A 25685-nucleotide genomic window follows, 5' to 3' on the forward strand; every position below is an offset into this window, starting at 1 on the left:
AAGGTGCGCAGGTGTCACGAAAATCACGCAGGTGATAGTCACTTCCTGTTATATCGCTAATAATAATTTTACTTTTTTTAAAATTTATCGTCAGGTAAAAAGTCTTAATTAGCGGCTCGGAATACTCTCAGAGCGATAAAGCGCCCCTTCCGGCGCTTTGGCAGGAGATGGGGCGGCGGAGGATCAGATGTAGGGCACGATATCGACGGTCAGGCCGCTGCGGAGCAATTGTTCGCGACAGGCGTCCGGTAAGCGATCGTCGGTAATAACGCGATTAAAGCGGCCGGCGGGACCGAGCGGATAGGGATGTACCGCGCTGAATTTTGAACTGTCGCTAAGAATAATTGCCTCACAATGCTTCTCCAGCACGGCGTTCACCACGTCCGCACGCATCATATCGCGGCCGGTAAAGCCGGTTTCCGCCTGCCAACCGTCGATCCCGATGAAGGCTTTGCTGAAATGCACCTGCTGGATGAACTGACGGGTTAGCGGACCGACCATACTCTCACTGCGTTTCTGATAAATTCCGCCCAGCAGGATCACCTCTCCTGGGGTCTCTTTCAGCAGATGGGCGATATAGCTGCTGACGGTAATGATGGTGATATCGCCGCGCTCGGCCAGCGTACGCGCCAGCAGGGCATTGCTGCTGCCGTTTTCGATAAATACCGTTTCACCGGTATTCACTAGCGCCGCAGCCCGGCTGGCCAGCTCACGCTTAATGGCGAAATGGGTCATCATGCGGGTTTCGACATCTTCGCTGTCCAGCGGTACGGCATAGCCATGAGTACGGCGCAAATAGCTCTGCTTTTCCAGCAAATTCAAATCCTGACGAATAGTAACCTCAGAGACACCGGTCATCTTCGCCAGATCGGCGACGCTCATGCGGCCTTTATCGATGACCACTTGCAAAATACTTTGTTGTCGGGCGTTCATAGCAACATCACTGTTAGGGGGCTATATGGCGAGCAACCGGTCCATATGGCCGGCTGCGGCATGGCTGATATTCAGATTTCCCAGGGCGCCTTGGGTTGGTTTTGTTGTTCAGCATCGTCCGCCGCCAGCGCCAGCAGCTCCGCTTTGAGGATCTCCAGATTATGGATCGCAGAATGGTAATCACCGGCAACCAGAATATCCAGCACGGTATCGATACGTTGAGCGAGCAGGTGGGCATTCACATCTGACATGGCATTATCCTGGTAACAAAAACGAATGAAATCAATGATGCTAAAAATGAATGAAAAAGAGAAGCGAAAAAAACGCACAACCTTAATCGGTGCGACGGAAATGGCTGGATAGAGAGGAAAGAAGCAGCGGTTCCCGCAGGAACCGCTGTGAAGGGGCGTCAGACCGCCGGACGCGCAATAATGCTGCGGGTTTCCATGCGAACTTCAGCGATAGTGACATCGATAACGTCAGTCACTTTATAGACTACTTCACCTTTGATCTGCACGGTACCGTTCTCCTGGCTGCACACCAGTTCGTCGCGCACGGCGTGGAGGAACGGGGCCGGAATAAAGGCGACCGCGCCATTGTCCACCAGACGCACGCGCATCCCGCCGCGGCTGACGTCGATGATCTCCGCCGCGAAGCGGGTATCGGTCCCGGCTTTATCGTTGAGGAAACGGGCGTACAGCCAGTCGGCGACGTCGCGCTCGGCCATCCGGTTGAGACGACGGCGCTCCGCCATCTGCACGGTGGCTTCATCCTGGGGACGCGCAATGGTCTCGCCTTTAATGATGGCTTTCAGCAGACGGTGGTTGATCATGTCGCCATACTTACGGATCGGCGAGGTCCAGGTGGCATAGGCTTCAAGCCCAAGACCAAAGTGTGGGCCCGGCTCGGTGCTGATTTCCGCAAACGACTGGAAGCGGCGAATGCGGCTGTCGAGGAAACCGGTCGGCTGAGCGTCCAGTTCCCGGCGCAGCTTGCAGAACCCTTCCAGGGTGAGCACTTCCGTCGGGTCGACGTGCACATCATGGGTTTTCAGCAGGGCGGCCAACTGCTCGGTGTTCGCCGGATCGAAACCGGTATGAACGTTATAAACGCCGAAGCCGAGCTTGTCGCGCAGAATGCGGGCGGCACAGATGTTGGCGGCGATCATCGACTCTTCGACAATGCGGTTGGCAATGCGACGCGGTTCCGCGACGATATCCAGCACTTCGCCTTTTTCGCCGAGAACGAAACGGTAGTCCGGACGGTCTTTGAACACCAGCGCATGGGTCTGACGCCATTCGCTACGACGCTGGCACACGTCCTTCAGCAGCGTAATTTGCTGCGCGATCGCCTCGCTGTCCGGCTGCCAGCTGCCGCGGCCTTCCAGCCAGTCAGAGACGTCGTCATAGGCCAGCTTGGCTTTCGATTCGATGGTGGCGGCAAAGAACTCGATATTGTCTTCGATGGTGCCATCGGCCGCCAGGGTCATCCGGCAGGCCAGCACCGGGCGCACTTCGTTAGCGCGCAGGGAGCAGAGATCGTCTGACAGCTCGCGCGGCAGCATTGGAATGTTGAAGCCCGGCAGATAGTTGGTAAAGGCGCGCACTTTTGCGGCGTTATCCAGCTTGCTGCCTTCGGCAATCCAGGCGGTCGGGTCGGCAATGGCGACCGTCAGCAGCAGTTTGCCATCAGCAGTGGACTCGGCATACAACGCATCGTCCATATCTTCGGTGCTGGCGCTGTCAATGGTGACGAAGTCGAGGGTGGTTAGGTCGCGGCGCGTCAGCCCCTCGTCGAGCATCTCGGTGGCGACGCCGTCCGGTGCCTCTTTCTCAAGATTATGGCGCGCCAGGGTTACCCACCATGGGACGAAGTGGTCGTCGCTAAAAGTGATGAACTGGGTCAACTCCGCGTAAAATCCGCGGTCGCCTTTTAATGGATGACGGCGCATCTCGGCGACGGCCCAGTCACCCTGTTTAAAATCGTGCTCAACGCCGCGGGCGGCGCGGCAGGGAATGGCGTCTTTCAGCAGCGGATGGTCAGGAACGATAGCGAGGCGATCGTCTTTCTTCTGGACTTTACCGACAAAACGAGTCAGGAAGGGCTCAACCAGCGATTCCGGCTCGGCGCTTTCGCGTTCTTTTTCAGAATGGATCACCGCGACGATACGGTCGCCATGCATCACTTTTTTCATCTGCGGCGGCGGAATGAAGTAGCTCTTCTGAGCGTCCACTTCGAGGAAGCCAAAGCCCTTTTCCGTGCCCTTAACGACCCCTTCCGCGCGCGGCGTCTGGGAATGCAGTTGCTGTTTAAGCTGCGCTAGCAGCGGGTTATCCTGAAACATAATTAGGTATTTTCGTGGCTAAAAGAGCGGCTGACATTTTTACGCGAATATGCCTGCCGCAGCAAGCGCTGTTTCAGCAATTTACGTCTGCTGACGCACATTGCCGAGGGCGATTTTCAGACGATTCATCCATCCGCACAGCCCGCTCCAGATCAACAGATCGATTGCTTGTTGCTCAGAGAGTCGATATTCCGCGAGGGGCGTTAACTGGGCGGCGCTAAACCGGTCAGGCGAGCGGGTTAACAGCTGCACCGCGGTCACGAGAGACCGGGCCTGAGGATGCTGCTGGAGCCAGTGATGGAGGGCCTGGTCGCCCTCCCGCAGATGGCTGGCGAACTCCTTTTCACCCTGCCAGTGGGGGAGCCAGACGTCAAAACAGGTGGGGCTGCCATTGGTGCGCGCCGTGAGTAAGGCGACCTGCGGGCCAAAGGTATCATCCGTGCTGAGCTGGCGGATCAAGATCTCCAGAGGCGCGAATAACTGTGGGTCGCAGGCCAGCAGCGGCGCCAGCTCGCCCAGACCGGGCAGCGACTGCCAGCCGGCGATGCGCCGCTGACGCTCATCATCGGCATACTGCAGGTCGGGATCCGCAATGTCTGCCTGCCATGCTCCCGGCGGCGGGGCGAACAGCTCCGCGGGTGCCTCCTCTTGCTGGGGCATACCGGGGATCCAGCGCACCGGAAAGCCCTGGGCCGCCTGCAGGACGGCAATCGCCCGCGCCTGGAAGCCGACGAATCCGATAATCTGGTTGAACAGAATAATGTCCCGACTGGTTAAGCCCACTTCGTCCAGCTGGCTACGGGAGAGAGCGTTAATAACCGAGGGCGAACCGGCAAGCTGACGAGCATATTGCGTGATTTGCGCCAGACGACGGTTGCTCTCGCGCGAGGAGTCGGGGCCTGGCAGGGGAGCAAGGCGGGCGGCGTAGTGGTTACACAGCCGCTGGACGCCGTAGACCTGGGCGACGGTGAGCGCGGTGCTGAGTCGATCGTAAGCGGTAAAGGTCTGCAGGCGACTCACCGCCACCTGGTCGGGAAACAGCAGTTCGGCCAGCTGGCGTGCGGGGTGTAGCCAGTCAGCGTGGGCACGTAGCCAGGCGGCCGGCAGCGTCAGGTCCAGCAAAAAGCGGTCTTCAACATGGGCGGCTTCAGGGACGAGCGGCAGGACATCCACCGGGCAGATTGTTGACTGGGTTTCGTGATACCAGTGATTTTTGCCATTCACGCGGCGTGGCTCCATGGGCTTTCCTTGTTCGGTATGTGGCGAACCGCCGTTCCGCGGATCGTTTATGCAGAACTATCCTGGCGTAACCCGGAAGCAGGAGAAAATATTGATACGTGCTAACAAATAGCCGATTGGAATAACAGGTGGGGCGTAAGGCGTGGGGGATGGAAGAACCCTCCTCACCGGGGCGAGGAGGGGAAGGAACTTATTTCAGTTCCAGCTCGTTCATGGCGGCGATATTGAACCCGCCGTCAACGTGAACGACTTCACCGGAGATCCCCGCAGACAGGTTGGAGCACAGGAAGGCTGCGCTGTTACCCACATCTTCAATGGTGACGGTGCGACGGATCGGGGTGACCGCTTCGCAGTGCGCCAGCATTTTACGGAAATCTTTAATACCGGACGCGGCCAGCGTACGGATAGGACCGGCAGAGATGGCATTGACGCGAACGCCTTCCGGACCCATGGCGTTAGCCATATAGCGGACGTTAGCTTCCAGAGAGGCTTTGGCCAGACCCATCACGTTATAGTTCGGGATCGCGCGCTCTGCGCCCAGGTAGGAGAGCGTCAGCAGAGCCGAACCCGGGTTCAGCATGCCGCGGCAGGCTTTGGCCATTGCCACGAAGCTGTAAGCGCTGATGTCGTGCGCGATTTTAAAGCCGTCGCGAGTGACAACGTCAACGTAGTCGCCGTCTAACTGGTCAGCCGGGGCAAAACCGATTGAGTGGACGAAACCATCGAATTTTGGCCAGACTTTTTCCAGCTCGGTGAACAGCGCGGTGATGCTCTCATCTTCAGCAACGTCGCACGGCAGCACAATGTCAGAACCCAGCGCGGCAGCAAACTCTTCTACGCGACCTTTCAGTTTCTCATTCTGATAGGTGAATGCCAGTTCCGCGCCTTCGCGGTGCATTGCCTGCGCGATGCCGTAGGCGATGGACAGTTTGCTGGCGACGCCAGTGATCAAAATGCGCTTACCGGAAAGAAAACCCATAGCTTTAATCCTTATCGTTATTGCTTATTTTTACTTTAACAATCATAACGTTAACATTGTTATTTCAAAATAACTCAAATTTAGCCGGGAATTATATCCCACTGACGACCCCTTGTGTCACGATATTTTTCAGCCGGTCCGCGCCGCGCGGGGCAAAAGTACATCGCGATAGCTGCAGTATATCATCTCTCCTGACGATTATTTGAGCGCGATCTCCGCCAGCAGCAGGCGTCCATTGCTGCCCACGGGACGCAGATTCCGCGGGGATCCACCGCGCCAGCAGAGGCCGCTGCCGGCCGCGCAGCGTCGCCCGGCCAGATCCCACTCGCCTTGTAGAACATAAGCGACCCCCTCGCTGGCAGGGCATTGCAGGTCGCTAACGACCTGGACCGTCGCCGACGCGCGCCCGCGCTGAGTCATGATATTGAAGTCCAGCCCTGGCGCAACGATCCCGACGCTGGACAGCGCCCATTCGCCGGGGAAAGCCCACGGCTGCCAGAGCGCCAGCGGTTGGTCGATATTCTCGCCACACAGCCGTAGCGGCTGCCCCGCCAGCAGAGTAATGACCCGGTCGACGCCAGGAAAGGGGGAGAAAGGGCCATCCGCCTGCAGGGTGGCAATACTCGCTCGCCAGAGAAAAGGGGCATCTGGAGCGGGTACGCAGATGATTTCGCGCGTCTCTCCGGCGCCGTTTTTCCACGGCGTGACGGGGAGCGTCGAAAGTTGAAAAGGGACCATCATGGGCAGCATACCTTAGTTAATCGCTTCCGGCGTCAACAATAAGCACCGCCTTGAGCTAGTTTAGTAACTTTCTGCAATACAAATATTTTACATATTCGTCACAAAATGAGAGTGCATGCAAGGCGGTGTGTTGTCAATGCTTGTATATACAAGAGCGATTGAGTGAGGTGATATTAATAACTTGAGTGAGGAACCTATGTCTTCGTTTTCGTCTACAGACGGGCAGTCAAAGAGCAATTATGCTGGAATGAGTGAAAGGCGGTCGATTGATTACATCCCGGAAAGCGAACGGCATGGACACCCTTTTAGCCAGTTCACCCTTTGGTTTGGCGGCAATCTGCAAATTACGGCGATTGTCACTGGCGCTTTAGCCGTTGTGCTGGGCGGCGATGTAGTGTGGTCGCTGGTCGGGCTGCTGGTCGGTCAGATGCTGGGGGCGGCGGTGATGTCTCTGCATGCGCTGCAGGGACCGCGACTGGGACTTCCGCAAATGATCCTTAGCCGCGCCCAGTTTGGGGTTTTTGGCGCGGTGGTGCCGCTGGTGCTGGTTTGCGTCATGTATATCGGTTTTTCTGCCAGCGGCACCGTATTGGCCGGGCAGGCAATGGCCAAACTACTGAATATCAGCCACGTAGCCGGGATGCTGATATTCAGTGCGATTATTATTGTTATCGCCGTACTCGGTTATAAGGTGATCCACAAGCTGGGCAAACTGGCGAGTATCGTCGGAATTCTCGCCTTCGTTTATATGTTCATCACGCTGCTACTTTCGGCCGATCTCAGTGCGCTCGCGCACAATAACCATTTTTCGCTGCCGACGTTTTTATTAGCCGTATCGCTCTCCTCATCGTGGCAGATCGCTTTTTGCCCCTATGTATCCGACTATTCGCGCTACCTGCCACGCGATGTTTCCGCCACAAAAACGTGGTGCTCAGTGTTTTTCGGCACCGTATTGGGCACCCAAACGTCGATGACGCTCGGGGTTCTGACAGCGGCCATTGCCGGCAGCGCGTTCCCTGGTCACGAGGTGAGCTATCTGGTGGGATTAGGTAAGAGTCAGGCGATGGCCATGGTTATCTATTTCGCCATCTGTTTTGGTAAAATTACCTTCACTACCCTCAATGCGTACGGCAGCTTTATGTCGCTGACCACCATTGTTTCCGCCTTCCGCCGGCAAACCGTGCTGTCGCAAAAGTGTCGCATTGCATTCGTGGTGCTGATGGTGACGGCTTCCTGCATTATCGCGTTGCTTAGCGAACCCGCTTTCTTAAAGCATTTCACGCATTTTCTTCTGTTTCTGCTGGCGTTCTTCGTGCCGTGGAGCGCCATCTGTCTGACGGATTATTATCTTATCTCGAAGGGCGCCATCGATATTCCGGCGCTAAGCGACCCGCAGCAACGCTACGGGTTCTGGAACCTGTACGCGATCACCCTGTATATCGTCGGTGTGCTTATCCAGTTGCCGTTCATTGAGAACCCGTTGTTCCATGGTTCGCTCACGTGGATCTTCGCCGGTAACGATGTCTCATGGATAATAGGTTGGTTTGGCACCGGGGTTCTTTACTACGCGCTGCGCCGCTTTGACCGCCGGTCGCTGCCGGCGCAGAGTCTTTTCCCTTCTACCTGAATGACAAGGGCGGCGTGAGGGCCGCCCCTGCCGTTGCCTGCCAGCTATTTCCCGTCTTTGCGCCAGGCGTCGGCGGTGAGGGCTTCCCCGAAGTGGCCGGCGATCAGGCGCCGGGTCAGGTCGTGCAGCGGCGAGGCCAGCACATCGGCAGTGCTGCCGCGCTCGACCACTTCGCCGTTATGCATCACCAGCACCTGATCGCTGATGTGTTTCATCATTCCCAGGTGCTGAGTGACATAGATATAGGAGATGCCCTGTTTCTCCTGCAGCTCCAGCATCAGGTTGATAAGCTGGGAGCGCATCGACATATCCAGCGAGGCCAGCGCCTCATCGCAGACGATAACCTTCGGGCGCAGGATCAGCGCCCTGGCGAGGCCGAGACGCTGCTTCTGACCGGGCGCCAGCATATGAGGGTAGTAGCTGACGTGGTCCGGCAGCAGACCGACCATGCGCAGGGTGTCGATTATCTGCTTCTGCCGCGCCTCGGCGTCGAGATCGGTATTCAGTCGCAGCGGAAAATCGAGGATCTGCGAGATGCGCTGACGCGGGTTCAGCGAGGTCGACGGATCCTGAAAGATCATGCGAATCTTCTGACTGCGGTAGGAGTAATCCCCAAAAGTCAGCGGATGATCGTCAATCAGCAATTCGCCGCTGGTGGGTTCCACCATGCCCGCCAGCATCTTCGCGAGGGTCGACTTCCCGGAGCCGTTCTCGCCGATAATCGCCAGCGTCTGCCGTTCGCGCAGGGTAAAACTCAGCGGTTTAACCGCCTCAACCGTCTGACGGTGAAACCAGCCGGTGCGGTAGCGAAAGGTCTTACTGAGTTGGCGAACTTCCAGCAATGTTTCGACCATTTCACTCTTTCTCCATGTTCAACGGGAAATGACAGGCGTACAGATGGTTGCGCGCCCCGGTAAGAAGCGGCGTTTCGATACACTCGCGCTGGGCGTACGGGCAGCGCGGCCCCAGCCGACAGCCGATAGGCAACTGCTCCAGTAGCGGGATCGCTCCAGGCAGGGTGTTGAGGCGACTTTTATGCGGCATGGCGCTACCGAAATCCGGGATCGCGCGGATTAACGCCTGGGTGTAGGGGTGATGTGGGAGGGTGATCAGCTCTTCGCTGGGCCCGCTCTCCACCGTCTGCCCGCAGTACATGACGTTGATTTTATCCGCCCATTTGCTGAGCATTTGCAGGTCATGGCTGATCAGCAAGATGGTGGTGTTGTTGTTCTGGTTGAGCCGCGTCAGCAGGCGAATAATCTGCGCCTGGGTGGTCGGCTCCATGGCGTTGGTCGGCTCGTCGGCAATCAGCAGACGCGGCTGGTTGGCCAGGGCGATGGCGATCATCACCTTCTGGCACTCGCCCTCGGTCAGCTGATAGGGGAAGCTGCGCATGGCATCTTTGTGATCTTTAATGCCGACGCGGTGCAACAGCTCGATGGCCCGGCGCTTGCGCCAGCCCAGCCGTTGCCACCAGCGGCCCTTGTAGGTCCAGCCGGGGATACTCTGAATCAGCTGCTGGCCGATGCGCTCAGAGGGATCGAGGCACGACTGGGGCTCCTGAAAAATCATCGACACGTTATGGCCGATCAGCTTCCGGCGCTCGCGGTTCGACAGTCGCAGCAGGTCAATGTCATCGAAGCGCATGCGGTCGGCCGTGACCCGCCAGTTGTCTTTGGTCACGCCGCAGATAGCTTTGGCAATAAGGCTTTTCCCGGAGCCGGATTCCCCCACCAGGCCGCGGATTTCGCCTTCGGTCAGCGTCAGGCTGACGCGATCGACGGCTTTAACCCAGCCTTCTCTGGTTTTAAATTCAATGGTTAAGTGACGAATATCGAGTAACGGCATTATTCTACCCCGGCAATGATCGCCCGGCGAATACCGTCGCCCAGCAGGTTGACCAGCAGTACGCTGAGCATAATCGCCGCCCCGGGGAGCATCACGGTCCACGGCGCCACATAGATAAGCTCCAGCGCATCGCCCAGCATGGCTCCCCATTCCGGCGAAGGCAGCTGGGCGCCGAGATCAAGAAAGCCCAGCGCGGCAATATCCAGAATGGCCATCGACAGGGCGCGAGTGATCTCGGTCACAAGGCCGGAGGCGATATTGGGCAGGATGGCGAACAGCAGAATATTCAGCGTCGAGGCGCCATCGAGGCGGGCGGCGATGATGTACTCTTTTTCCAGCTCATCGTGGACCATGCTGTAGACGGAGCGCACCATGCGCGGCAGCAGCGCCAGCCAGACGGCGAACATCGCATGGCTCAGATGCGGCCCGGCAAAGGCGACGACGATAATCGCCAGCAGCAGCGAGGGGATGGAGAGCAGGGTGTCGAGGATATGGTTCATCACCGCCGAGCGCAGGCCGTGGGTCGATCCGGCAATCACGCCCAGCACCAGACCAAACAGCGTGGCGCCGAGGGTGACGACAAAAGCGCCGCCGACGGTGGGCGCCGCGCCGCTCAGCAGTCGGCTCAGCACATCGCGGCCGAGGTCATCGGTTCCCAGAAAGAAGGAGACTTCGCCATAGCGCGACCACGACGGCGGCAACAGCTGGTAGCCGAGGAACTGCTGGTCGATGCCGTAGGGGGCGAACCAGCCGCCGAAGACGCAGAGCAGCAGCAGGCCCGCGCAGCCGTACAGACCGATCATCGCCGTGGTGTCGCCATAGAACTTACGCCATACGGTGCGCAGCGCGCCGGGCGGACGCTTTTCCAGATAAACGCTATCGTAGGGCATACCATTCCTTATGTTTCAGTGGGTTAGCCATGGCACCGAGAATATCGGAAATCACGTTGACAATAATCACCAGCGCGCCAATCACCATCACTCCGGCGGAGATCGCCGCGTAGTCCTGCTGGCGAATAGCGTTGATCAGCCAGCGGCCCAGTCCAGGCCAGCTGAACACCATCTCAGTGATCATCGCCAGGGTGAGCATGGTGGAAAACTGCAGGCCGAGACGCGGGATCACCGGCGGCAGGGCGTTGTGCAGCACATGGCGCAGTAGAATTTTGCGTCGCGACACGCCGCGGGTGGCGGCCGCTTTTACATAGTTAGTGTCATACACCTCGCTGGTGCTAATGCGCATCAGGCGGATCACTTCAGTGGTGGGGGCGACCGCCAGGGTCAATACCGGCAGCACCATATGCCGGGCGGCGCTGACGATCATCTCATGGCGCCACGGCGAGTCCGAAAGCCAGGCGTCGATCAGCGCGAAACCGGTGACGTTTTTCACCTCATACAGCAGATCGAAGCGACCGGAGACCGGAAGCCAGCCGAGGGTCAGGGAAAAGAAGAGGGTCAGGAGCAGCGCCAGCCAGAAGACCGGGATCGAGAAACCGACCAGCGCGACGGCGCTGATCAGGGTATCGGGCCATTTATTGCGCATTACGCCGGCGATCATCCCCACCGGAATGCCTATCAGCAGGGCAAAGCCGAAGGCGAGGATGCACAGCTCCATGGTCGCCGGGAAAACCTCGCGCAACTGCTCAGAAATCAGCTGGCCGTTAATGCTGGAGACGCCGAAATCCCAGTGCAGCACCCCTTCAAACCAGAACAGCCACGCATTCCACAGGGAAGCGCCCTGCAGTGGGGCATGAGGGGTGAAATAGCTCAGGCTGAAACCGACAAAGGTCAGAAAAAAGAGGGTGATCAGCAGCAGCAGCAGACGGCGCAGGGTAAAAATAATCATGGCTTTTTCACCTCTTCAGTATTTTCCCGCGATACGCCAGCGAACGAAGCGTTACCGAAAGGGCTGAGCACCAGGCCTTTCATATCATAGCGGTAGGCCTGCAGCCGCAGCGACGAGGCCAGCGGCAGGACCGGCAGTTCGCGGGCGAGGATCCGCTGCGCCTCTTTGTAAGCGTCCATCCGCGAGGAGAGCTGCTGCGAGAGCAGCGCTTTTTGCAGCACGTCGTCAAACTCCCGGTTACACCAGTGGGCAAAGTTGGTTTGCGAGGCGATGGCCGCGCAGCTTAGCAGCGGTCGGAAGAAACTGTCCGGATCGTTACTGTCCGTCGCCCAGCCGGAGAGCGTCAGGTCGTGGCTCATGTCCATCAGGCGCGCCTCCTGGAAACGTCCCTCTACCGGCACAATAATCACCTTAACGCCAATCTGCGCCATATCCGCCTGGATAAGCTCCGCCGTTTTCAGCGGGCTGGGATTCCACGCCTGCGAGCTGGTGGGCACCCACAGCTTGAGGGTCAGGTTTTCCAGCCCCAGGGCTTTCAGGCGGGCGCGGGCCTCCTGCGGATTATATTCGGTAATTTTAGCGTCATTATCGTAGGCCCACGAGGCCCGCGGCAGCATGGACGCCGCCGTCTCCGCGGTGCCATAGTAGATAGACTGCATCAGGCGCTGGTTGTTAATCGCCAGCGCCAGGGCATGGCGCACCTCAGGGTTATCCAGCGGCGGCTTAGCGGTGTTGAAGGCCAGCCAGGCGATGTTCATTCCCGGGCGCAGCGTCAGGCGCAGGCGCGGGTCGTCACGCAGGATCGTCAACTGGCTGGCGGCTGGCCAGGCCAGCACGTCGCATTCTCCGGTCAGCAGTTTCGACAGGCGGCCGGTGCCGCCGGAGCCAAGGTCGACCACCACCTGGGGCATCAAAGGTTTGCCGCGCCAGTAGCCGGGGTGGCGCTGCAGGCGAACATATTGTCCGGAGCGGTAATCGGATAGCTGGAACGGGCCGGTGCCAACCGGCTGGCGATCCAGTTGCTCCTGGCGGTCGTCCTGCGTTAAGCGGGCGGCATATTCGGCAGAGGTAATTGACGCATAGTGGGTGGCCAGATGCCAGAGGAACGAGGCGTCCGGCCGCTTGAGGCGAAACTCCACGGTCTGATTATCCAGCTTGCGGACGCTCTCCACGCTGTCAGCAAACTGCAGACTGTCGAAGTAGGGGAAGCTGCTGCCGTTGACGTTGTGCCACGGATGGTCGCGGTTAAAAATACGGCCAAAGGTAAAAATGACGTCATCGGCATTAAAGTCCCGCGTCGGGGTAAACCACGCCGTGCGTTGAAACGGGACGTGGCGGCGCAGATGAAAGCGGTAGGTAGCGCCGTTATCGAGAACTTCCCAGCTCTCCGCCAGCTCGGGGACCAGCCGGTAGGTATAGGGATCGACGTCAAGCAGACGATCGTAGATCTGAGCGGCCAGCGTATCGACAATCAGGCCGCTGCTGACTTTCTGCGGATTAAAGGTATTAACCTGGCCGCTGACGCAATAGACGAAACCGCTATCGCGGATATCGGCGCGGTCGGGGAGCGCAGGGGCGGCAAAAGCTGGCCCACACAGCAGGGAAACGGCTGCCAGGAGAGATGACAATTTCAGGCGCATATTTTCTGTTTGATTATAGAGCTGAACTCTATCTTATTAAGATTAATAGACATTCACCACCGCCTTCAACAAGCCTGAGGGATAATGCGGTTACCGGGTGCGTATAGTATTCAGTCAATTGATTAAAATAGTCGCGGAACCGAGTCTGTATAGTGAAACATGGTAACTTTTTATCGCCGATATCGCCAGTCAGCTCTGTTTGGCCGCGGTTGACCAAACGGCGACGACGTGCGGACGCTAGAGAATAGATTCAGTATAGCGGGGAGAAAGCCGATGACCCGACGGGGGACTAGCCGTACCCGTCGGGTGTGATACAGGGGGAGCGTGTTTCGATTATTGTGACAGTGTCACTTTATGATAGTCCATGTTCTGCAGGTCCTCCAGCAGCCCGGGGCCAACCGGCTGCCACTGCAAGCGCTCGCGGGTCCATGCCGAGCTGGCGCGCAGGTCAAGGGCGGTAAACGGCGCAAACCAGCCGAACCAGGCGTCGACCTGCGAGTCATCCAGGTGGGTCAGCGGCAGGTTTAATCCGTGGGCAATTACCGCTGCAATATCGCGTAACGCGATCCCCTCTTCGGCCACCGCATGATAGCGCTCGCCGGCCGCGCCCTGAAGCAGCGCGCTGACATACAGACGTGCGACGTCATCGACATGGGCGGCTGACCAGCGGTTGCTTCCCTCGCCGCGCAGGGCTACCGCCCCGTTGGCGACCGCGCGTTCGATATAGCAGGTCAGCAGTCCCTGACGCACGGTGTCATGCACCTGCGGTAAGCGGACCACCCTGACATCCACTCCCGCCTCCAGCAACTGCTGGCCGGCGAGCTCTGAGGCGGTGCGCGGGCTGGAGTGCGCTGAGTTGAAGAACGACTCCCGGGCCGGGGCGCCGCTCCCGTCGTCGCCCATCAGCGTGCCGGAGGTGATCACCAGCGGCCGCGTGCTGCCTCGCAGCGCCTGGCCCAGGGCCAGGATCGCCTGGCGGTCTTTCTCGCAGTTAGCGGCAAAGCGGCTGAAGTCGTGGTCGAAGGCGGTATGGATCACCGCGTCGGCATTCCCGACGCCAGCCAGCAGCGACTCCGGGGCATCCAGCGTGCCGCGATGCACCTCGGCGCCGGCCGCCTTCAGGGCCTGTGCGGTGCTTTCGCTGCGCGCGAGGCCGATAACCTGATGGCCCGACGCCTGCAGCGCCGGAAGAATACGTGAGCCGATAAATCCGCTCGCGCCGGTAAGAAATATACGCATCATGGATCTCCTGAATGGGTTTCAGGCGTATCCTACCTGCGATGTCATACTATAAAAGTAGAGACATTATCGGGGTATAAATTCTAACAGGCAGAACCCACAGGCAGATGATGAACACTTCTGACAACCATGCTTTAGGCGATTTTCTCCGCGCCCGCCGCCAGCGTCTCGATCCGGCAACGTTTGGCTTCCCGGCGGGACGCCGGCGCACCCCGGGGCTGCGCCGCGAAGAGGTCGCGCAGCTCGCCAGCATCAGCCCGACCTGGTATACCTGGCTTGAACAGGGGCGCGGCGGGGCGCCTTCCCGCGAGGTGCTGGAGCGGATCGCCCGCGGTCTGCGGCTGACCACCCCGGAGCGCGAGCATCTGTTTATTCTCGCCTTTGGCCATCCGCCGCAGACGCGTCTGACGGTGACGGATGATATGACGCCGCGGCTGCAGCGGGTGCTTGACGCTTTCACCATTCCGGCGATTATCCGCACCGCCAGCTGGGACGTCATCGCCTGGAACGCGCCGGCGGCCAGGGTGCTGACCGACTACAGCCAACTGCCGCTGGCGGAGCGCAACGTGCTGCGCCGCCTGTTTACCCGGCCGGAGGCCCGCTGCACTCTGGAGGACTGGCAGAGGGTGGGGCAGCTTATCGTCAACGCCTTCCGCGCCGACGTCACGCGGATGGGCGCCACGAAAGAAACTGACCAGTTGATCGCGGAGCTCAGCCAGCAGAGCGTCGAGTTCGCCCGTTTTTGGCAAAGCCATGACGTCGCCGGTCATGGAGAAGGCTATAAGCGCATTAACCACCCGCAGATGGGTCCGCTCGACCTGGAATTTACTTCCTTTGCCGTGGAGGGCCGTCCCGATCTTTCCCTGCTGGTCTTTAATCCGGCAACGACGGAGAGCCAGCGGAAAATTCACGGTTTACTTCAGGGGCCTGTGGGCGACTGAGGCGTAAACTCGTACAGCACCAGCGCATTGCTCTGCAGCGAGTCGATCCGCAGCCAATAGCCATTGAGCCTGGCTTCATCCACGCTGAGCGCCGGACGGGCCTGATGCATCAGCCACTGATAATCCTCGGCGTCAGGGCCGCTGCGGCTGCGAAAGGCGTCCACCAGCGGGAACAACGCGCCGTGGTGCTGATCGAACAGGTGCTGTTTGATGCGCCAGCTGCCATCCAGGCCCTGCAGCCGCACGCTGTAGGGCTGGCTGAAGCGCTGGATAAAGGCCGCTTCGCTGGAGAGCCAGGGATTGTAGACCACCGTATTGCGCAGCAGCAGCTGGTAGTGACCCTGGTGGTGGAGCAGCAGCAGGTTTTTATCGTGAACCAGGATCTCGCCGCGCAGCCGCCGCCAGAGCCAGAGTACCCAGTAAACCGGGCGCGGCAGGCCGTGCAGATAGTGCAGCGCCAGGCTGGAGGTATCGAGCTTGCCGTTGGCGCGAGCTTCGCCCTGGAGGCCTGAATTTAACCAGAAGCCCGCCAGCCAGACCTGGTCCGCCACCCCCAGCAGATTATCCATCAGCAGCGCGCCGCGAAAAAAGCGGCCGTTGGTATCCCGCGTATCGCCGGTCAGCGTATTCCAGGAGAGCAGCCACAGCGGCAGGTTGAGCTGACGCTGGCGCAGGGCGCTGTGGATCTGCCGCAGCTTGTGCAGCGGATAATGTTCGCTGGAGGCCAGGCGGCTGCTGTCTGCCTGGGCCAGATCCAGCTGTTCGTTGGCATCTGCCTGGCAGGCGAGAAAATCCGCCTCTGCCAGCAGCGGCGAGTGGAACAGCGGATCGTTCCCGGGATCGCTGGGAGCAAAGCGGTGCCAGATCCCCAGCTGCGGCTGCGGCAGCAGGCGATGAAGGACCCCGCGCTGCTGCCGCCAGGCGGCCTGGCGCGCAGCTTCGCTGGCCTGCGGCGACCAGTGCCAGACAAAGCGCCAGCTATTGAGCGTGGCTGGCGGAAAATGGTTGGCGGCGAGCTGCAGGAAGCGCTGCAGCAGGTCGCTGCGGGTGGTGACGCCGGTGTGCAGGATCACCTGCCAGCCCATCGCCGCCAGCCAGCTAAAAATCTGCTGCAGGTTGTACCAGCAGGCGTAGCCGGCCATCTGCGGATCGTCCCAGCCGGTGCCGAACAGCCGACTGCTGAGAAAGGGATCGTTGATATCGATGGCATACACCGGTAGGGCGTGGTGCAGCTGTTCGAGTTCCCGGCGCACATCTTCGCGCAGCAGATCGTCCAGTTCGCGCACGGTCACCACCATCCGGGTATGGCGCAGCGCTGCGGGGCGCGCTGGACGATCGCGCAGATTGATCTCCCGGGTCTGCGGTGGGTTGATCGGCAGGGGGGGACTTTCCCGGTCGCGTGGTTCCGGCTCATTGAGTCGCGCATACAGCCGGTCGGCCGCCACCGGCTGCCAGCGATCGGCCTGCGGCGGGCGCGGTCGGGCAAGCTCCAGAGGATGCTGTTCACGATACTGGCGCGGCGTCACGCCGTGCTGGCGCTTAAACAAATCGCTCATCATTCGCGTACTGGCGAATCCCTGTTCGCGGGCGATTTGCTGGACGGTTTTGCGGGTGGTTAATAGCTGGTCGGCGGCGTGGCGCAGGCGCAGCGCGGTGAGGTACTGGACAAAACTTACCCCGACCTCTTTGCGAAATAAGCGTGACAGCCAGGCCTCGGAGACAAATTCCGCGGCCGCCACCTCCTGCAACGAGAGGCGACGCTGATAGTTAGCGTCGATCCGCGCCACCACGCTGGCTATTCTCCGGCTCCATTTTTCGGTATCGCGCCGGGGCGTGGAGGCGATGGGCTGGCTAAAGCGCGTGGCCAGCAGCAGCGCTATCTCACTCAGCCAGCGGTTGGCCTCCAGTCGGTAATGGCCAGGATGATTGACCAGGCCGCTCACCAGCAGCTGGCGCATCAGGCGACGCAGGCCGTCATCGGCATCCCGGGTGCGCGGCGTTATCTGGTAATCGACGGCAAAAAAGGCATTATCGAGGCGGGCCAGCCAGCTGGCGGAGAGGGTGAGGATCATCACGGCGTTGGCCCCGGCGCTGCGCAGGCTCCAGCGACGGTTGCGGTTAACGATCGCCAGCCCGTCGGCGACGAGCGGTTGCGACGCACCTTCCGCCACCGCCAGATTTACGCTTCCCTCCAGCACCCACAGCAGCGTCAGCAGATCGCTTTCCGGCTGGGTCAGCTGACGCACATCGCGTACGGTGACGCTAAAGTCGCCTGCATGCTGCTCCACATGACTCTCCTCTGTAGACAAAAAACAACCGGTTGTTTTTTGTCATAACCGATATGTATGAAAAACACTCATTGATTTTTCGTCAATATAAAACAAAAAAGCGCGCCTGCAAGCTGAGCCACCCGCATAAACTCGAAAGTGTCGTGCAAACACAACACAGGAATAACAAAAATGACACATCCGTTGCTAGAAGCATTGCAGGTTAACGAGGCGCAATTTATCGCTCTGCGTCGTCGGTTCCACCAGCAGCCGGAGATCGGCTTTGAAGAGCACCAGACCAGCAGCGAGGTCGCCCGACTGCTTGGCGAGTGGGGATACGAGGTTCACCGCGGCCTGGCGGGCACCGGAGTGGTGGGCACGCTGCGCGTCGGCGAGGGGAAAAAACGCCTTGGCCTGCGGGCGGATATGGATGCCCTGCCGATGCAGGAGCGGAGCGGTAAGCCGTGGGCAAGCCAGGTTGAAGGGCGCTTTCACGGCTGCGGCCATGACGGGCACACCACCACGCTGCTCTACGCCGCTGAATATCTGGCGCGCACCCGCCAGTTTACCGGCACGCTGCAGCTGATTTTCCAGCCCGCGGAAGAGTTGCTGTACGGCGGGCGGGTAATGGTCGAGGACGGTCTATTTGACCAGTTTCCCTGCGACGCCATCTTCGGCCTGCACAATATGCCGGGTCAGCCGTTGGGCAAGATCGGCCTGCGCGACGGGGCGATGATGGCCTCCTCCGATACGCTGCATATTGAAGTGAAGGGCGTTGGCGGCCACGGCGCGGTGCCGGAGCATACGGTGGATGCCACGCTGGTGGCCTGCCATATTACCCTCGCGCTACAGTCCATTGTCTCGCGCAATATCACCCCGTTTGAGCCGGCGGTGGTGACCGTCGGCAGCATCCAGGCCGGTCATGCGCCCAATATCATTAACGATCACGTGCTGATGAAGCTCACGGTGCGCACCCTCAATGAGCAGGTGCGCGAGACCGTGCTGCAGCGGATCCATGATATCGCCGTGGCCCAGGCGGAGAGCTTCAATGCCACCGCCACGCTGACCCACGTCAACGGCAGTCCGGTGTTGCGTAACGATCCGGCGACGAACGCCATGGTGCGGGAGGTGGCGACAGCGCTGTTTGGCGCAGAGCAGGTGGGCGAGGTGAAGCCGTTTATGGGCAGTGAAGATTTTGCCTTCATGCTGGAGCAGCACCCGCATGGCAGCTATTTCACCATCGGCGCCGGCGATGAGCCGGATCGCTGCATGGTGCATAACCCGGGGTATGACTTCAACGACGCGCTGTTGCTGACCGGCGCGGCGCTGTGGTGTGGCCTGACGGAACGCTATCTGCGCTAATCACGAGAAACGGGAGGGCCATGCGATGAGCACTGTCACAATAAGCGACACCCCGTTTGTCGGCAACGATCGCCTGCTGGTGGGGATTGTGTTAAGCGTTTTAACCTTCTGGCTGTTCGCCCAGTCGGTGATTAACGTGGTGCCGGCGATGAAAAGCAGCCTTGATATCTCTCTTGAAACCTTAACTCTGGCCGTCAGTCTCAGCGCGCTGTTCAGCGGCTGCTTCGTGGTCGCCAGCGGCGGCCTGGCGGACAAGTTTGGCCGGATGCGGATGACCACCCTCGGGCTGGGGCTGAGTATCGTCGGCAGCGCCATGCTGGTGGTTGCTCAGGGACCGGGGCTGTTCCTCGCCGGCCGGGTGCTGCAGGGGCTGTCGGCAGCCTGCATTATGCCGGCGACGCTGGCGCTGATTAAGACCTGGTATGAGGGGCGTGCGCGGCAGCGGGCGGTCAGCTTCTGGGTCATCGGCTCGTGGGGCGGCAGCGGTCTCTGTTCCTTCGTCGGCGGGGCTATCGCCACCGGTCTGGGCTGGCGCTGGATCTTCGTCTTCTCGATCGCCGTTGCCCTGCTGGCGCTGTTTTTGCTGCGCGGCACGCCGGAGAGCCGCAGCGCCAGCGCCAGCCAGCATAAGCTGGACGTCGGCGGTCTGCTGAGCCTGATTGTTGCGCTGGTGCTGGTGAATCTGTTTATCAGCAAGGGCCACGGCTGGGGCTGGAGCAGCCCGCTGTCGTTGACCATGCTGGCCGGGGCGCTGGCGGCGGGGACGATATTTATCCGCAACGGCATGCGCAAAGGCGAGGCGGCGCTGATTGATTTTGCGCTGTTCCGCAATCGGGCCTACGGTGCGGCAGTGCTGTCGAACTTTCTGCTCAATGGGGCGATTGGCACCATGATGATCGCCAGCATCTGGCTGCAGCAAGGGCACCACCTGACGCCGCTGGAGAGCGGGATGATGACCCTCGGCTATCTGGTGACCGTCCTGGCGATGATCCGGGTCGGCGAGAAGCTGCTGCAGCGCTATGGCGCCCGGCTGCCGATGATGGCCGGTCCGGTGTTGACCGCTATCGCCATCGCGCTGATATCCTGCACCTTTCTCGAAAAGGCGCTGTATATCGGGGTGGTGTTCGCCAGCAACGTGCTGTTTGGCCTCGGGCTGGGCTGCTACGCCACGCCATCGACGGATACCGCGGTGGCCAATGCCCCGGAGAACAAAATCGGCGTCGCCTCGGGGATCTATAAGATGGGCAGCTCGCTGGGCGGGGCGATGGGTATCGCCGTGACAGCGTCACTTTTCGCGCTGTTTTTACCGCTGGGCATGGCCCATGCCGCCCAGTATGCCCTGTGGTTTAACGCCGTCTTATGTCTGGGGGCGATGGCGGTGAGCGCGCTGCTGCTGCCGCGCGCCTCTCACAGCTGATGCTTTTTCAGCAGCGCGCGGAGCTGGTGATAGGTTAATCCCAGCAGCTCCGCCGCCTGCTTCTGATGATACTTCGCCTGCTCCAGACTCCGCTGCAGCAGGCGTTTTTCCTGCTGGAGCTGGAAATCGCGCAGATCCAGCGGTAGCGCGGGCAGCTCATCGCCGGGCGCGGCTTCCGGCGGAGAGCCGGGGGACTGACGAAAAGGGTTAATAATAATCGCGTCCAGCTCATGTTCGCTGTCGCCGTGGCGATACACCGAGCGCTCAACCACGTTCTTCAGTTCGCGAATATTCCCCGGCCAGCGGTAGCCGAGCAGCGTCGCGGTCGCTCGTTCGCTAAAGCCGGGAAACAGCGGCAGACCGAGTTCGCGGCACATCTGGATGGCAAACTGGTTGGCGAGCAACATGATATCGCTCTGCCGGTCGCGCAGCGGGGGGAGCTGTACCACGTCGAAGGCCAGGCGGTCGAGCAGGTCGGCGCGAAAATGACCTTCCTCGACCATCTGCGGCAGGTCAGCGTTGGTGGCGCACACCAGCCGGACGTTAACCTGCAGCGGCTGGCTGCCGCCCACGCGCTCCAGCTCGCCATATTCAATCACTCTTAACAGCTTCTCCTGCACCAGCATTGGGGCTGTCGCCAGCTCATCGAGAAACAGCGTCCCGCCGTCGGCGCGCTCGAAGCGCCCGGGATGGCGCTTGCTGGCCCCGGTGAAAGCCCCGGCTTCGTGGCCGAACAGCTCCGAGTCGAGCAGATTATCGTTCAGCGCCGCGCAGTTCAACGAGATAAACGGCCCCTGCCAGCGGCTGGAGAGGTAGTGGAGACGGTTAGCGATAAGCTCTTTCCCGGTGCCGCGCTCGCCGATGACCAGCACCGGTTTATCCAGCGGGGCCAGCCGGGAAACCTGTTCCAGCACCTCGAGAAAGCTGTTGGCCTCGCCCAGCAGATTATCCTTGTACTGCGCCATGATGAATTTCGCCATTAAGTAGTGTAATTAACCAGGTGACTGTAGCAATGCCCAGCACGTTTCGCAACCACCCTGTTTAAAATCAATAAGATAAAAAGTTGGCACGCCATTTGTATTAGCTAAGCCACAGGTGAATGCCTGAAACCAGAACTATGAGGATTGAAATTATGGGTATTTTTTCTCGTTTTGCCGACATCGTGAACGCCAACATCAACTCCCTGCTGGAGAAAGCGGAGGACCCGCAAAAGCTGGTGCGTCTGATGATCCAGGAGATGGAAGACACGCTGGTTGAGGTGCGTTCGACATCGGCCCGCGCGCTGGCGGAAAAGAAACAGCTGTCCCGTCGTATTGAGCAGGCGGTCGCCCAGCAGGCGGAATGGCAGGAAAAAGCCGAGCTGGCCCTGCGCAAAGAGAAAGAAGATCTGGCCCGGGCGGCGCTGATCGAAAAACAAAAGCTGACCGACCTTATCGCTCAGCTGGATCATGAAGTGCAGTTGGTGGATGAAACCCTGGCGCGGATGAAAAAAGAGATTGGCGAGCTGGAGAACAAACTTAGCGAAACCCGCGCCCGTCAGCAGGCGCTGGCGCTGCGCCATCAGGCGGCGAGTTCGTCCCGCGATGTGCGTCGCCAGCTGGACAGCGGTAAACTGGATGAGGCGATGGCGCGCTTTGAATCCTTTGAGCGTCGCATCGATCAGATGGAAGCGGAAGCGGAGAGCCACCGCTTTGGCAAGCAGCAGACGCTGGATCAGCAGTTTGCCGAACTGAAAGCGGACGATGAAATCAGCGAGCAGCTGGCGGCGTTGAAAGCCAAAATGAATCAGTCCAACCAGTAAGTATGATTGCGCGGCGCGGCGTTGCGCCGCGGCTCACCCCCTGTAAGGAGTACACATGAGCATGCTTTTTCTCGCCATTCCGCTGACGCTGTTTGTGCTGTTTGTTCTGCCGGTCTGGCTGTGGCTGCACTACAACAATCGCGGCGCCAACGGCAGTCTGACGCAAAATGAGCAGCAACGGCTGCTGCAGTTGACCGATGACGCGAAGCGGATGCGCGAACGCATTCAGGCGCTGGAAGCGATCCTGGACGCCGAACATCCGAACTGGAGGGACAAATAATGGCCGGGCTGGATCTGAATAAAAAACTGTGGCGTATCCCGCAGCGCGGGATGGTAAAGGGCGTCTGCGCGGGCATTGCTCAGCATCTTGATGTCCCGGTGAAGCTGGTGCGCCTGATTACCGTGCTGGCGATGATTTTCGGCCTCTTTTTCTTTGTCCTGGTGGCCTACATCATTTTGACTTTTGCTCTGGATCCGATACCGGACAGCGAGCTGTACGGTCATAAAGCGCCGAGCAATGGCGATCTGCTGGCCGCCGTGGATGCCGAACTGGCCTCCGGTGAACAGCGTCTGCGTGAAATGGAGCGGTATGTGACCTCCGACACCTTTACGCTGCGCAGCCGCTTTCGCCAGCTGTAAACCCTGTTTTTAACGAATGAGGCAACGCATGAATAGCAAATGGCAACGCGCCGGGCAGCAGGTGAAGCCCGGTCTGAAAATCGTCGGTAAGCTGGCGCTGCTGACCGCGCTGCGTTATGGCCCGGCGGGCGTTGCCGGCTGGGCGGTTAAATCGGTCGCGCGTCGGCCGCTGAAAATGCTGCTGGCGGTGGCGCTGGAGCCGCTACTCAGCCGGCTGGCCAACCGCGTCACGCGCGGGATGAAATAATGCCGCCGTGGGGAAGGCGCAAAAGGATTAACGTTGTCCTGCTTATCCCCGGCAGATAGCTTATGATGACGAGACATACCTTCAGGGCATAACGGACTGGCGATGAAGCGACTGAAAACTGAATTGAATGCGCTGGTCAACCGCGGGGTTGACCGGCATTTACGTCTGGCGGTGACCGGCCTGAGCCGGAGCGGTAAAACGGCGTTTATCACCGCGCTGGTCAACCAGCTGTTGAATATCCACACCGGCGCCCGCCTGCCGCTGCTGAGCGCCGCACGCGAAGAGCGGCTGCTCGGCGTCAAGCGCGTGCCGCAGCGGGACTTTGGCATTCCCCGATTCACCTACGACGAAGGGCTGGCCCAGCTGTACGGCCAGCCCCCCATGTGGCCAACCCCGACGCGCGGGGTGAGCGAGATCCGTCTCGCGCTGCGCTACCGTTCGAATGACTCCCTGCTGCGCCATTTTAAAGATACCTCCACGCTGTATCTGGAGATCGTCGACTATCCGGGCGAGTGGCTGCTCGACCTGCCGATGCTGGCGCAGGATTATCTGAGCTGGTCGCGACAGATGACCGGGCTCCTGCAGGGACAGCGTGCGGAGTGGTCGGCCCGCTGGCGGCAGCTGTGCGCCGGGCTGGATCCGCTGGCCCCTGCCGACGAGGCTCGGCTGGCGGATATCGCTGCCGCCTGGACGGACTATCTCCACGCCTGTAAGCGCGAAGGGCTGCACTTTATCCAACCCGGGCGCTTTGTCCTGCCCGGAGAAATGGCGGGCGCGCCGGCGCTGCAGTTTTTCCCGTGGCCCGACGTCGACGCCGTCGGCGAAGCCAAGCTGGCGCAGGCCGATAAACACAGCAACGCCGGCATGCTGCGCGAACGCTACAAATACTATTGCGAAAGGGTGGTGAAGGGGTTCTACAAAGAGCACTTCCTGCGCTTCGACCGGCAGATTGTGCTGGTGGACTGTCTGCAGCCGCTCAACAGCGGGCCGCAGGCGTTTAACGATATGCGTCTGGCATTGACCCAACTGATGCAAAGTTTCCATTACGGGCAGCGCACCTTGTTTCGCCGGTTGTTCTCGCCCGTCATCGACAAGCTGCTGTTTGCCGCTACCAAAGCCGATCACGTCACGATCGATCAGCACAGCAATATGGTGTCGCTCCTGCAGCAACTGATTCAGGACGCGTGGCAGAACGCCGCCTTTGAAGGGATCAGTATGGATTGCCTGGGGCTGGCGTCCATTCAGGCGACCCAGAGCGGGCTGATTGAGGTGAATGGCGAGAAAATTCCCGCCCTGCGCGGCAATCGCCTGAGCGACGGCCAGCCGTTGACCATCTATCCCGGTGAGGTGCCGGCGCGCCTGCCGGGTCAGGCCTTCTGGCAGCAGCAGGGATTTCAGTTTGAAAACTTTCGTCCGCAGGTCATGGATGTCGATCGGCCTTTGCCGCACATTCGTCTCGACGCGGCGCTGGAATTTTTGATTGGAGATAAACTGCGATGAGCGAACCGTTAAAACCGCGGATTGATTTTGATGGGCCGCTGCAAGCGGAGAAAATTCCGCCGCTGAAAGGCGCTCGCGCCTTCGACACCCTGGAGGCGGACAACTTCGCGCCAGCGCGGCTGGTGACCGGCGAAGAGGAAGAGGGGGCGGCGGAAGCAGTGGTGGAGTCGGTCCTGCGACCCAAACGCAGCCTGTGGCGGCGGATGGTCAGCGCCGGACTGGCGATCTTCGGCGTCAGCGTCGTGGCGCAAGGCGTGCAATGGACGGCTAACGCCTGGCAGACCCAGGACTGGATTGCGCTGGGCGGCTGCGTCGCCGGGGCGCTGATCGTCGGGGCCGGCGTCGGATCTGTGGCCACCGAGTGGCGCCGCCTGTGGCGACTGCGCCAGCGCGCCCACGAACGCGATGAAGCGCGCGATATGCTGCACAGTCACGCGGTCGGTAAAGCGAAAGCGTTTTGTGAGAAGCTGGCGCAGCAGGCCGGGCTGGATCAGTCGCATCCGGCGCTGCAGCGCTGGTATGCCGCGATCCACGAAACGCAAAGCGACCGTGAAGTGGTGAGCCTTTATGCGCAGCTGGTGCAGCCGGTGCTCGATGCCCAGGCGCGGCGGGAAATCAGCCGTTCGGCGGCGGAGTCGACGCTGATGATTGCCGTCAGCCCGCTGGCGCTGGTGGATATGGCGTTTATCGCCTGGCGGAACCTGCGGCTGATCAACCGAATCGCCACGTTGTACGGCATTGAGCTCGGGTATTACAGCCGTCTGCGACTGTTTCGCCTGGTGTTGCTCAATATCGCTTTCGCTGGCGCCAGCGAACTGGTGCGCGAGGTGGGGATGGACTGGATGTCGCAGGATCTGGCGGCCCGGCTGTCGGCGCGCGCCGCGCAGGGCATTGGCGCCGGCCTGCTGACCGCCCGTCTCGGGATCAAGGCGATGGAGCTGTGCCGCCCACTGCCGTGGATCGCCGATGATAAACCGCGACTCGGCGATTTTCGTCGCGAGCTGATTGGGCAGTTGAAAGAGACCCTGCAGAAAAGCAAAACCCGCCCGGAGAAGTAACCTCCGCTCAGAGACATTGCC

At 60.2% G+C, this 25685-nt stretch carries 24 protein-coding genes; 10 read left to right on the plus strand and 14 right to left on the minus strand.

All coding sequences use genetic code 11. From position 1 onward, the window contains the following. Positions 1-183: 183 nt before the first annotated feature. The 6 genes from HMPREF3140_RS13610 to HMPREF3140_RS13640 form a co-directional block, all read right to left on the minus strand. Complete coding sequence (locus HMPREF3140_RS13610) at positions 184-933, minus strand: DNA-binding transcriptional regulator YciT (RefSeq protein ID WP_002901785.1); 750 nt, start codon at positions 931-933, stop codon at positions 184-186. Positions 934-1004: 71 nt separating this feature from the next. Continuing rightward, complete coding sequence (locus HMPREF3140_RS13615) at positions 1005-1184, minus strand: YciZ family protein (protein ID WP_002901786.1); 180 nt, start codon at positions 1182-1184, stop codon at positions 1005-1007. Between the two features lie 158 nt (positions 1185-1342). Then, positions 1343-3277 (minus strand): exoribonuclease II, encoded by a 1935-nt coding sequence (locus HMPREF3140_RS13620; protein ID WP_032411375.1) that lies wholly within the window; start codon positions 3275-3277, stop codon positions 1343-1345. Positions 3278-3358: 81 nt separating this feature from the next. After that, a complete protein-coding gene (locus HMPREF3140_RS13625; protein ID WP_032411377.1) occupies positions 3359-4516 on the minus strand; it encodes a carboxymuconolactone decarboxylase family protein in 1158 nt (385 codons plus the stop codon). A 190-nt stretch (positions 4517-4706) separates the two neighbouring features. Next, on the minus strand, positions 4707-5495 hold the full coding sequence (gene fabI, locus HMPREF3140_RS13635) for an enoyl-ACP reductase FabI (protein ID WP_004140277.1): 789 nt from the start codon (positions 5493-5495) through the stop codon (positions 4707-4709). Positions 5496-5693: 198 nt separating this feature from the next. Then, positions 5694-6236, minus strand: coding sequence for a HutD/Ves family protein (locus tag HMPREF3140_RS13640; protein WP_016947419.1), 543 nt, complete (start codon positions 6234-6236; stop codon positions 5694-5696). A 247-nt stretch (positions 6237-6483) separates the two neighbouring features. Between HMPREF3140_RS13640 and HMPREF3140_RS13645 the strand changes: the two genes are divergently transcribed. Beyond that, positions 6484-7863: a purine-cytosine permease family protein gene (locus HMPREF3140_RS13645; protein WP_004151902.1), complete on the plus strand. Its 1380-nt coding sequence runs from the start codon at positions 6484-6486 to the stop codon at positions 7861-7863. Between the two features lie 44 nt (positions 7864-7907). Here the strand turns inward: HMPREF3140_RS13645 and sapF are convergent, their stop codons facing one another. The 6 genes from sapF to HMPREF3140_RS13675 all read right to left on the minus strand — a co-directional run bounded on the left by sapF (position 7908) and on the right by HMPREF3140_RS13675 (position 14435). After that, on the minus strand, positions 7908-8717 hold the full coding sequence (gene sapF, locus HMPREF3140_RS13650) for a putrescine export ABC transporter ATP-binding protein SapF (RefSeq protein ID WP_004140269.1): 810 nt from the start codon (positions 8715-8717) through the stop codon (positions 7908-7910). 1 nt (position 8718) lies between these two features. Beyond that, complete coding sequence (gene sapD / locus HMPREF3140_RS13655; protein WP_070553004.1) at positions 8719-9711, minus strand: putrescine export ABC transporter ATP-binding protein SapD; 993 nt, start codon at positions 9709-9711, stop codon at positions 8719-8721. Next, the gene (gene sapC, locus HMPREF3140_RS13660) at positions 9711-10601 is read right to left on the minus strand and encodes a putrescine export ABC transporter permease SapC (RefSeq protein ID WP_004151901.1); all 891 of its coding nucleotides are present in this window, start codon (positions 10599-10601) and stop codon (positions 9711-9713) included. The genes sapD and sapC overlap by 1 nt, the downstream gene beginning before the upstream one ends. Continuing rightward, the gene (gene sapB / locus HMPREF3140_RS13665; protein WP_002901816.1) at positions 10588-11553 is read right to left on the minus strand and encodes a putrescine export ABC transporter permease SapB; all 966 of its coding nucleotides are present in this window, start codon (positions 11551-11553) and stop codon (positions 10588-10590) included. The genes sapC and sapB overlap by 14 nt, the downstream gene beginning before the upstream one ends. Next, positions 11550-13193, minus strand: a complete 1644-nt coding sequence (gene sapA / locus HMPREF3140_RS13670; protein WP_002901817.1) for an ABC transporter substrate-binding protein SapA — start codon at positions 13191-13193, stop codon at positions 11550-11552. The genes sapB and sapA overlap by 4 nt, the downstream gene beginning before the upstream one ends. 333 nt (positions 13194-13526) lie before the next feature. Next, positions 13527-14435, minus strand: a complete 909-nt coding sequence (locus HMPREF3140_RS13675) for an SDR family oxidoreductase (protein WP_020803555.1) — start codon at positions 14433-14435, stop codon at positions 13527-13529. 107 nt (positions 14436-14542) lie between these two features. Between HMPREF3140_RS13675 and HMPREF3140_RS13680 the strand changes: the two genes are divergently transcribed. Further along, entirely contained in the window at positions 14543-15373 is an 831-nt protein-coding gene (locus HMPREF3140_RS13680) for a helix-turn-helix transcriptional regulator (protein WP_004183729.1), read from the plus strand. Here HMPREF3140_RS13680 and HMPREF3140_RS13685 read toward each other — a convergent pair. Continuing rightward, a complete protein-coding gene (locus tag HMPREF3140_RS13685; protein ID WP_070553005.1) occupies positions 15352-17661 on the minus strand; it encodes a helix-turn-helix domain-containing protein in 2310 nt (769 codons plus the stop codon). The two genes, HMPREF3140_RS13680 and HMPREF3140_RS13685, sit on opposite strands and share 22 nt — an antisense overlap. A gap of 171 nt (positions 17662-17832) precedes the next feature. Between HMPREF3140_RS13685 and HMPREF3140_RS13690 the strand changes: the two genes are divergently transcribed. Both HMPREF3140_RS13690 and HMPREF3140_RS13695 read left to right on the plus strand, forming a co-directional pair. Further along, on the plus strand, positions 17833-19002 hold the full coding sequence (locus HMPREF3140_RS13690; protein WP_002901900.1) for a M20 aminoacylase family protein: 1170 nt from the start codon (positions 17833-17835) through the stop codon (positions 19000-19002). A gap of 25 nt (positions 19003-19027) precedes the next feature. Further along, positions 19028-20419 carry an MFS transporter gene (locus HMPREF3140_RS13695; RefSeq protein ID WP_004148135.1) on the plus strand — a complete coding sequence of 464 codons (1392 nt, stop codon included), beginning with the start codon at positions 19028-19030 and terminating at the stop codon, positions 20417-20419. On the opposite strand, the gene pspF is transcribed toward HMPREF3140_RS13695, so the two are convergent. Then, entirely contained in the window at positions 20410-21399 is a 990-nt protein-coding gene (gene pspF / locus HMPREF3140_RS13700) for a phage shock protein operon transcriptional activator (protein ID WP_004148137.1), read from the minus strand. The two genes, HMPREF3140_RS13695 and pspF, sit on opposite strands and share 10 nt — an antisense overlap. Positions 21400-21551: 152 nt before the next feature. Between pspF and pspA the strand changes: the two genes are divergently transcribed. From pspA to HMPREF3140_RS13730, 6 genes are all read left to right on the plus strand, one after another. After that, on the plus strand, positions 21552-22220 hold the full coding sequence (gene pspA / locus HMPREF3140_RS13705) for a phage shock protein PspA (RefSeq protein ID WP_002901908.1): 669 nt from the start codon (positions 21552-21554) through the stop codon (positions 22218-22220). Between the two features lie 55 nt (positions 22221-22275). Next, positions 22276-22500, plus strand: coding sequence for an envelope stress response membrane protein PspB (gene pspB / locus HMPREF3140_RS13710; protein ID WP_002901911.1), 225 nt, complete (start codon positions 22276-22278; stop codon positions 22498-22500). Then, entirely contained in the window at positions 22500-22859 is a 360-nt protein-coding gene (gene pspC, locus HMPREF3140_RS13715) for an envelope stress response membrane protein PspC (RefSeq protein ID WP_002901913.1), read from the plus strand. Before pspB ends, pspC begins: the two co-directional genes overlap by 1 nt. 28 nt (positions 22860-22887) lie before the next feature. Continuing rightward, positions 22888-23106: a phage shock protein PspD gene (gene pspD / locus HMPREF3140_RS13720; RefSeq protein ID WP_002901915.1), complete on the plus strand. Its 219-nt coding sequence runs from the start codon at positions 22888-22890 to the stop codon at positions 23104-23106. Positions 23107-23208: 102 nt separating this feature from the next. Beyond that, entirely contained in the window at positions 23209-24606 is a 1398-nt protein-coding gene (locus HMPREF3140_RS13725) for a YcjX family GTP-binding protein (RefSeq protein WP_002901917.1), read from the plus strand. Then, complete coding sequence (locus HMPREF3140_RS13730) at positions 24603-25664, plus strand: TIGR01620 family protein (protein WP_014907753.1); 1062 nt, start codon at positions 24603-24605, stop codon at positions 25662-25664. Before HMPREF3140_RS13725 ends, HMPREF3140_RS13730 begins: the two co-directional genes overlap by 4 nt. Positions 25665-25685: the final 21 nt, after the last annotated feature.

The organism is Klebsiella sp. HMSC16A12 (genome assembly GCF_001808265.1).
Taxonomy (GTDB): domain Bacteria; phylum Pseudomonadota; class Gammaproteobacteria; order Enterobacterales; family Enterobacteriaceae; genus Klebsiella; species Klebsiella pneumoniae.

Coding starts and splice junctions, on each gene's coding strand:
- sapB (WP_002901816.1), bottom strand. CDS start 11,553: ATGATTATTTTTACCCTGCGCCGTCTGCTGCTGCTGCTGATCACCCTC.
- pspF (WP_004148137.1), bottom strand. CDS start 21,399: ATGGCGAAATTCATCATGGCGCAGTACAAGGATAATCTGCTGGGCGAG.
- pspD (WP_002901915.1), top strand. CDS start 22,888: ATGAATAGCAAATGGCAACGCGCCGGGCAGCAGGTGAAGCCCGGTCTG.
- sapD (WP_070553004.1), bottom strand. CDS start 9,711: ATGCCGTTACTCGATATTCGTCACTTAACCATTGAATTTAAAACCAGA.
- HMPREF3140_RS13680 (WP_004183729.1), top strand. CDS start 14,543: ATGAACACTTCTGACAACCATGCTTTAGGCGATTTTCTCCGCGCCCGC.
- HMPREF3140_RS13625 (WP_032411377.1), bottom strand. CDS start 4,516: ATGGAGCCACGCCGCGTGAATGGCAAAAATCACTGGTATCACGAAACC.
- HMPREF3140_RS13725 (WP_002901917.1), top strand. CDS start 23,209: ATGAAGCGACTGAAAACTGAATTGAATGCGCTGGTCAACCGCGGGGTT.
- HMPREF3140_RS13690 (WP_002901900.1), top strand. CDS start 17,833: ATGACACATCCGTTGCTAGAAGCATTGCAGGTTAACGAGGCGCAATTT.
- HMPREF3140_RS13645 (WP_004151902.1), top strand. CDS start 6,484: ATGAGTGAAAGGCGGTCGATTGATTACATCCCGGAAAGCGAACGGCAT.
- HMPREF3140_RS13675 (WP_020803555.1), bottom strand. CDS start 14,435: ATGATGCGTATATTTCTTACCGGCGCGAGCGGATTTATCGGCTCACGT.
- sapA (WP_002901817.1), bottom strand. CDS start 13,193: ATGCGCCTGAAATTGTCATCTCTCCTGGCAGCCGTTTCCCTGCTGTGT.
- HMPREF3140_RS13640 (WP_016947419.1), bottom strand. CDS start 6,236: ATGATGGTCCCTTTTCAACTTTCGACGCTCCCCGTCACGCCGTGGAAA.
- pspA (WP_002901908.1), top strand. CDS start 21,552: ATGGGTATTTTTTCTCGTTTTGCCGACATCGTGAACGCCAACATCAAC.
- HMPREF3140_RS13695 (WP_004148135.1), top strand. CDS start 19,028: ATGAGCACTGTCACAATAAGCGACACCCCGTTTGTCGGCAACGATCGC.
- pspC (WP_002901913.1), top strand. CDS start 22,500: ATGGCCGGGCTGGATCTGAATAAAAAACTGTGGCGTATCCCGCAGCGC.
- pspB (WP_002901911.1), top strand. CDS start 22,276: ATGAGCATGCTTTTTCTCGCCATTCCGCTGACGCTGTTTGTGCTGTTT.
- HMPREF3140_RS13620 (WP_032411375.1), bottom strand. CDS start 3,277: ATGTTTCAGGATAACCCGCTGCTAGCGCAGCTTAAACAGCAACTGCAT.
- HMPREF3140_RS13615 (WP_002901786.1), bottom strand. CDS start 1,184: ATGTCAGATGTGAATGCCCACCTGCTCGCTCAACGTATCGATACCGTG.
- sapC (WP_004151901.1), bottom strand. CDS start 10,601: ATGCCCTACGATAGCGTTTATCTGGAAAAGCGTCCGCCCGGCGCGCTG.
- HMPREF3140_RS13610 (WP_002901785.1), bottom strand. CDS start 933: ATGAACGCCCGACAACAAAGTATTTTGCAAGTGGTCATCGATAAAGGC.
- sapF (WP_004140269.1), bottom strand. CDS start 8,717: ATGGTCGAAACATTGCTGGAAGTTCGCCAACTCAGTAAGACCTTTCGC.
- HMPREF3140_RS13730 (WP_014907753.1), top strand. CDS start 24,603: ATGAGCGAACCGTTAAAACCGCGGATTGATTTTGATGGGCCGCTGCAA.
- fabI (WP_004140277.1), bottom strand. CDS start 5,495: ATGGGTTTTCTTTCCGGTAAGCGCATTTTGATCACTGGCGTCGCCAGC.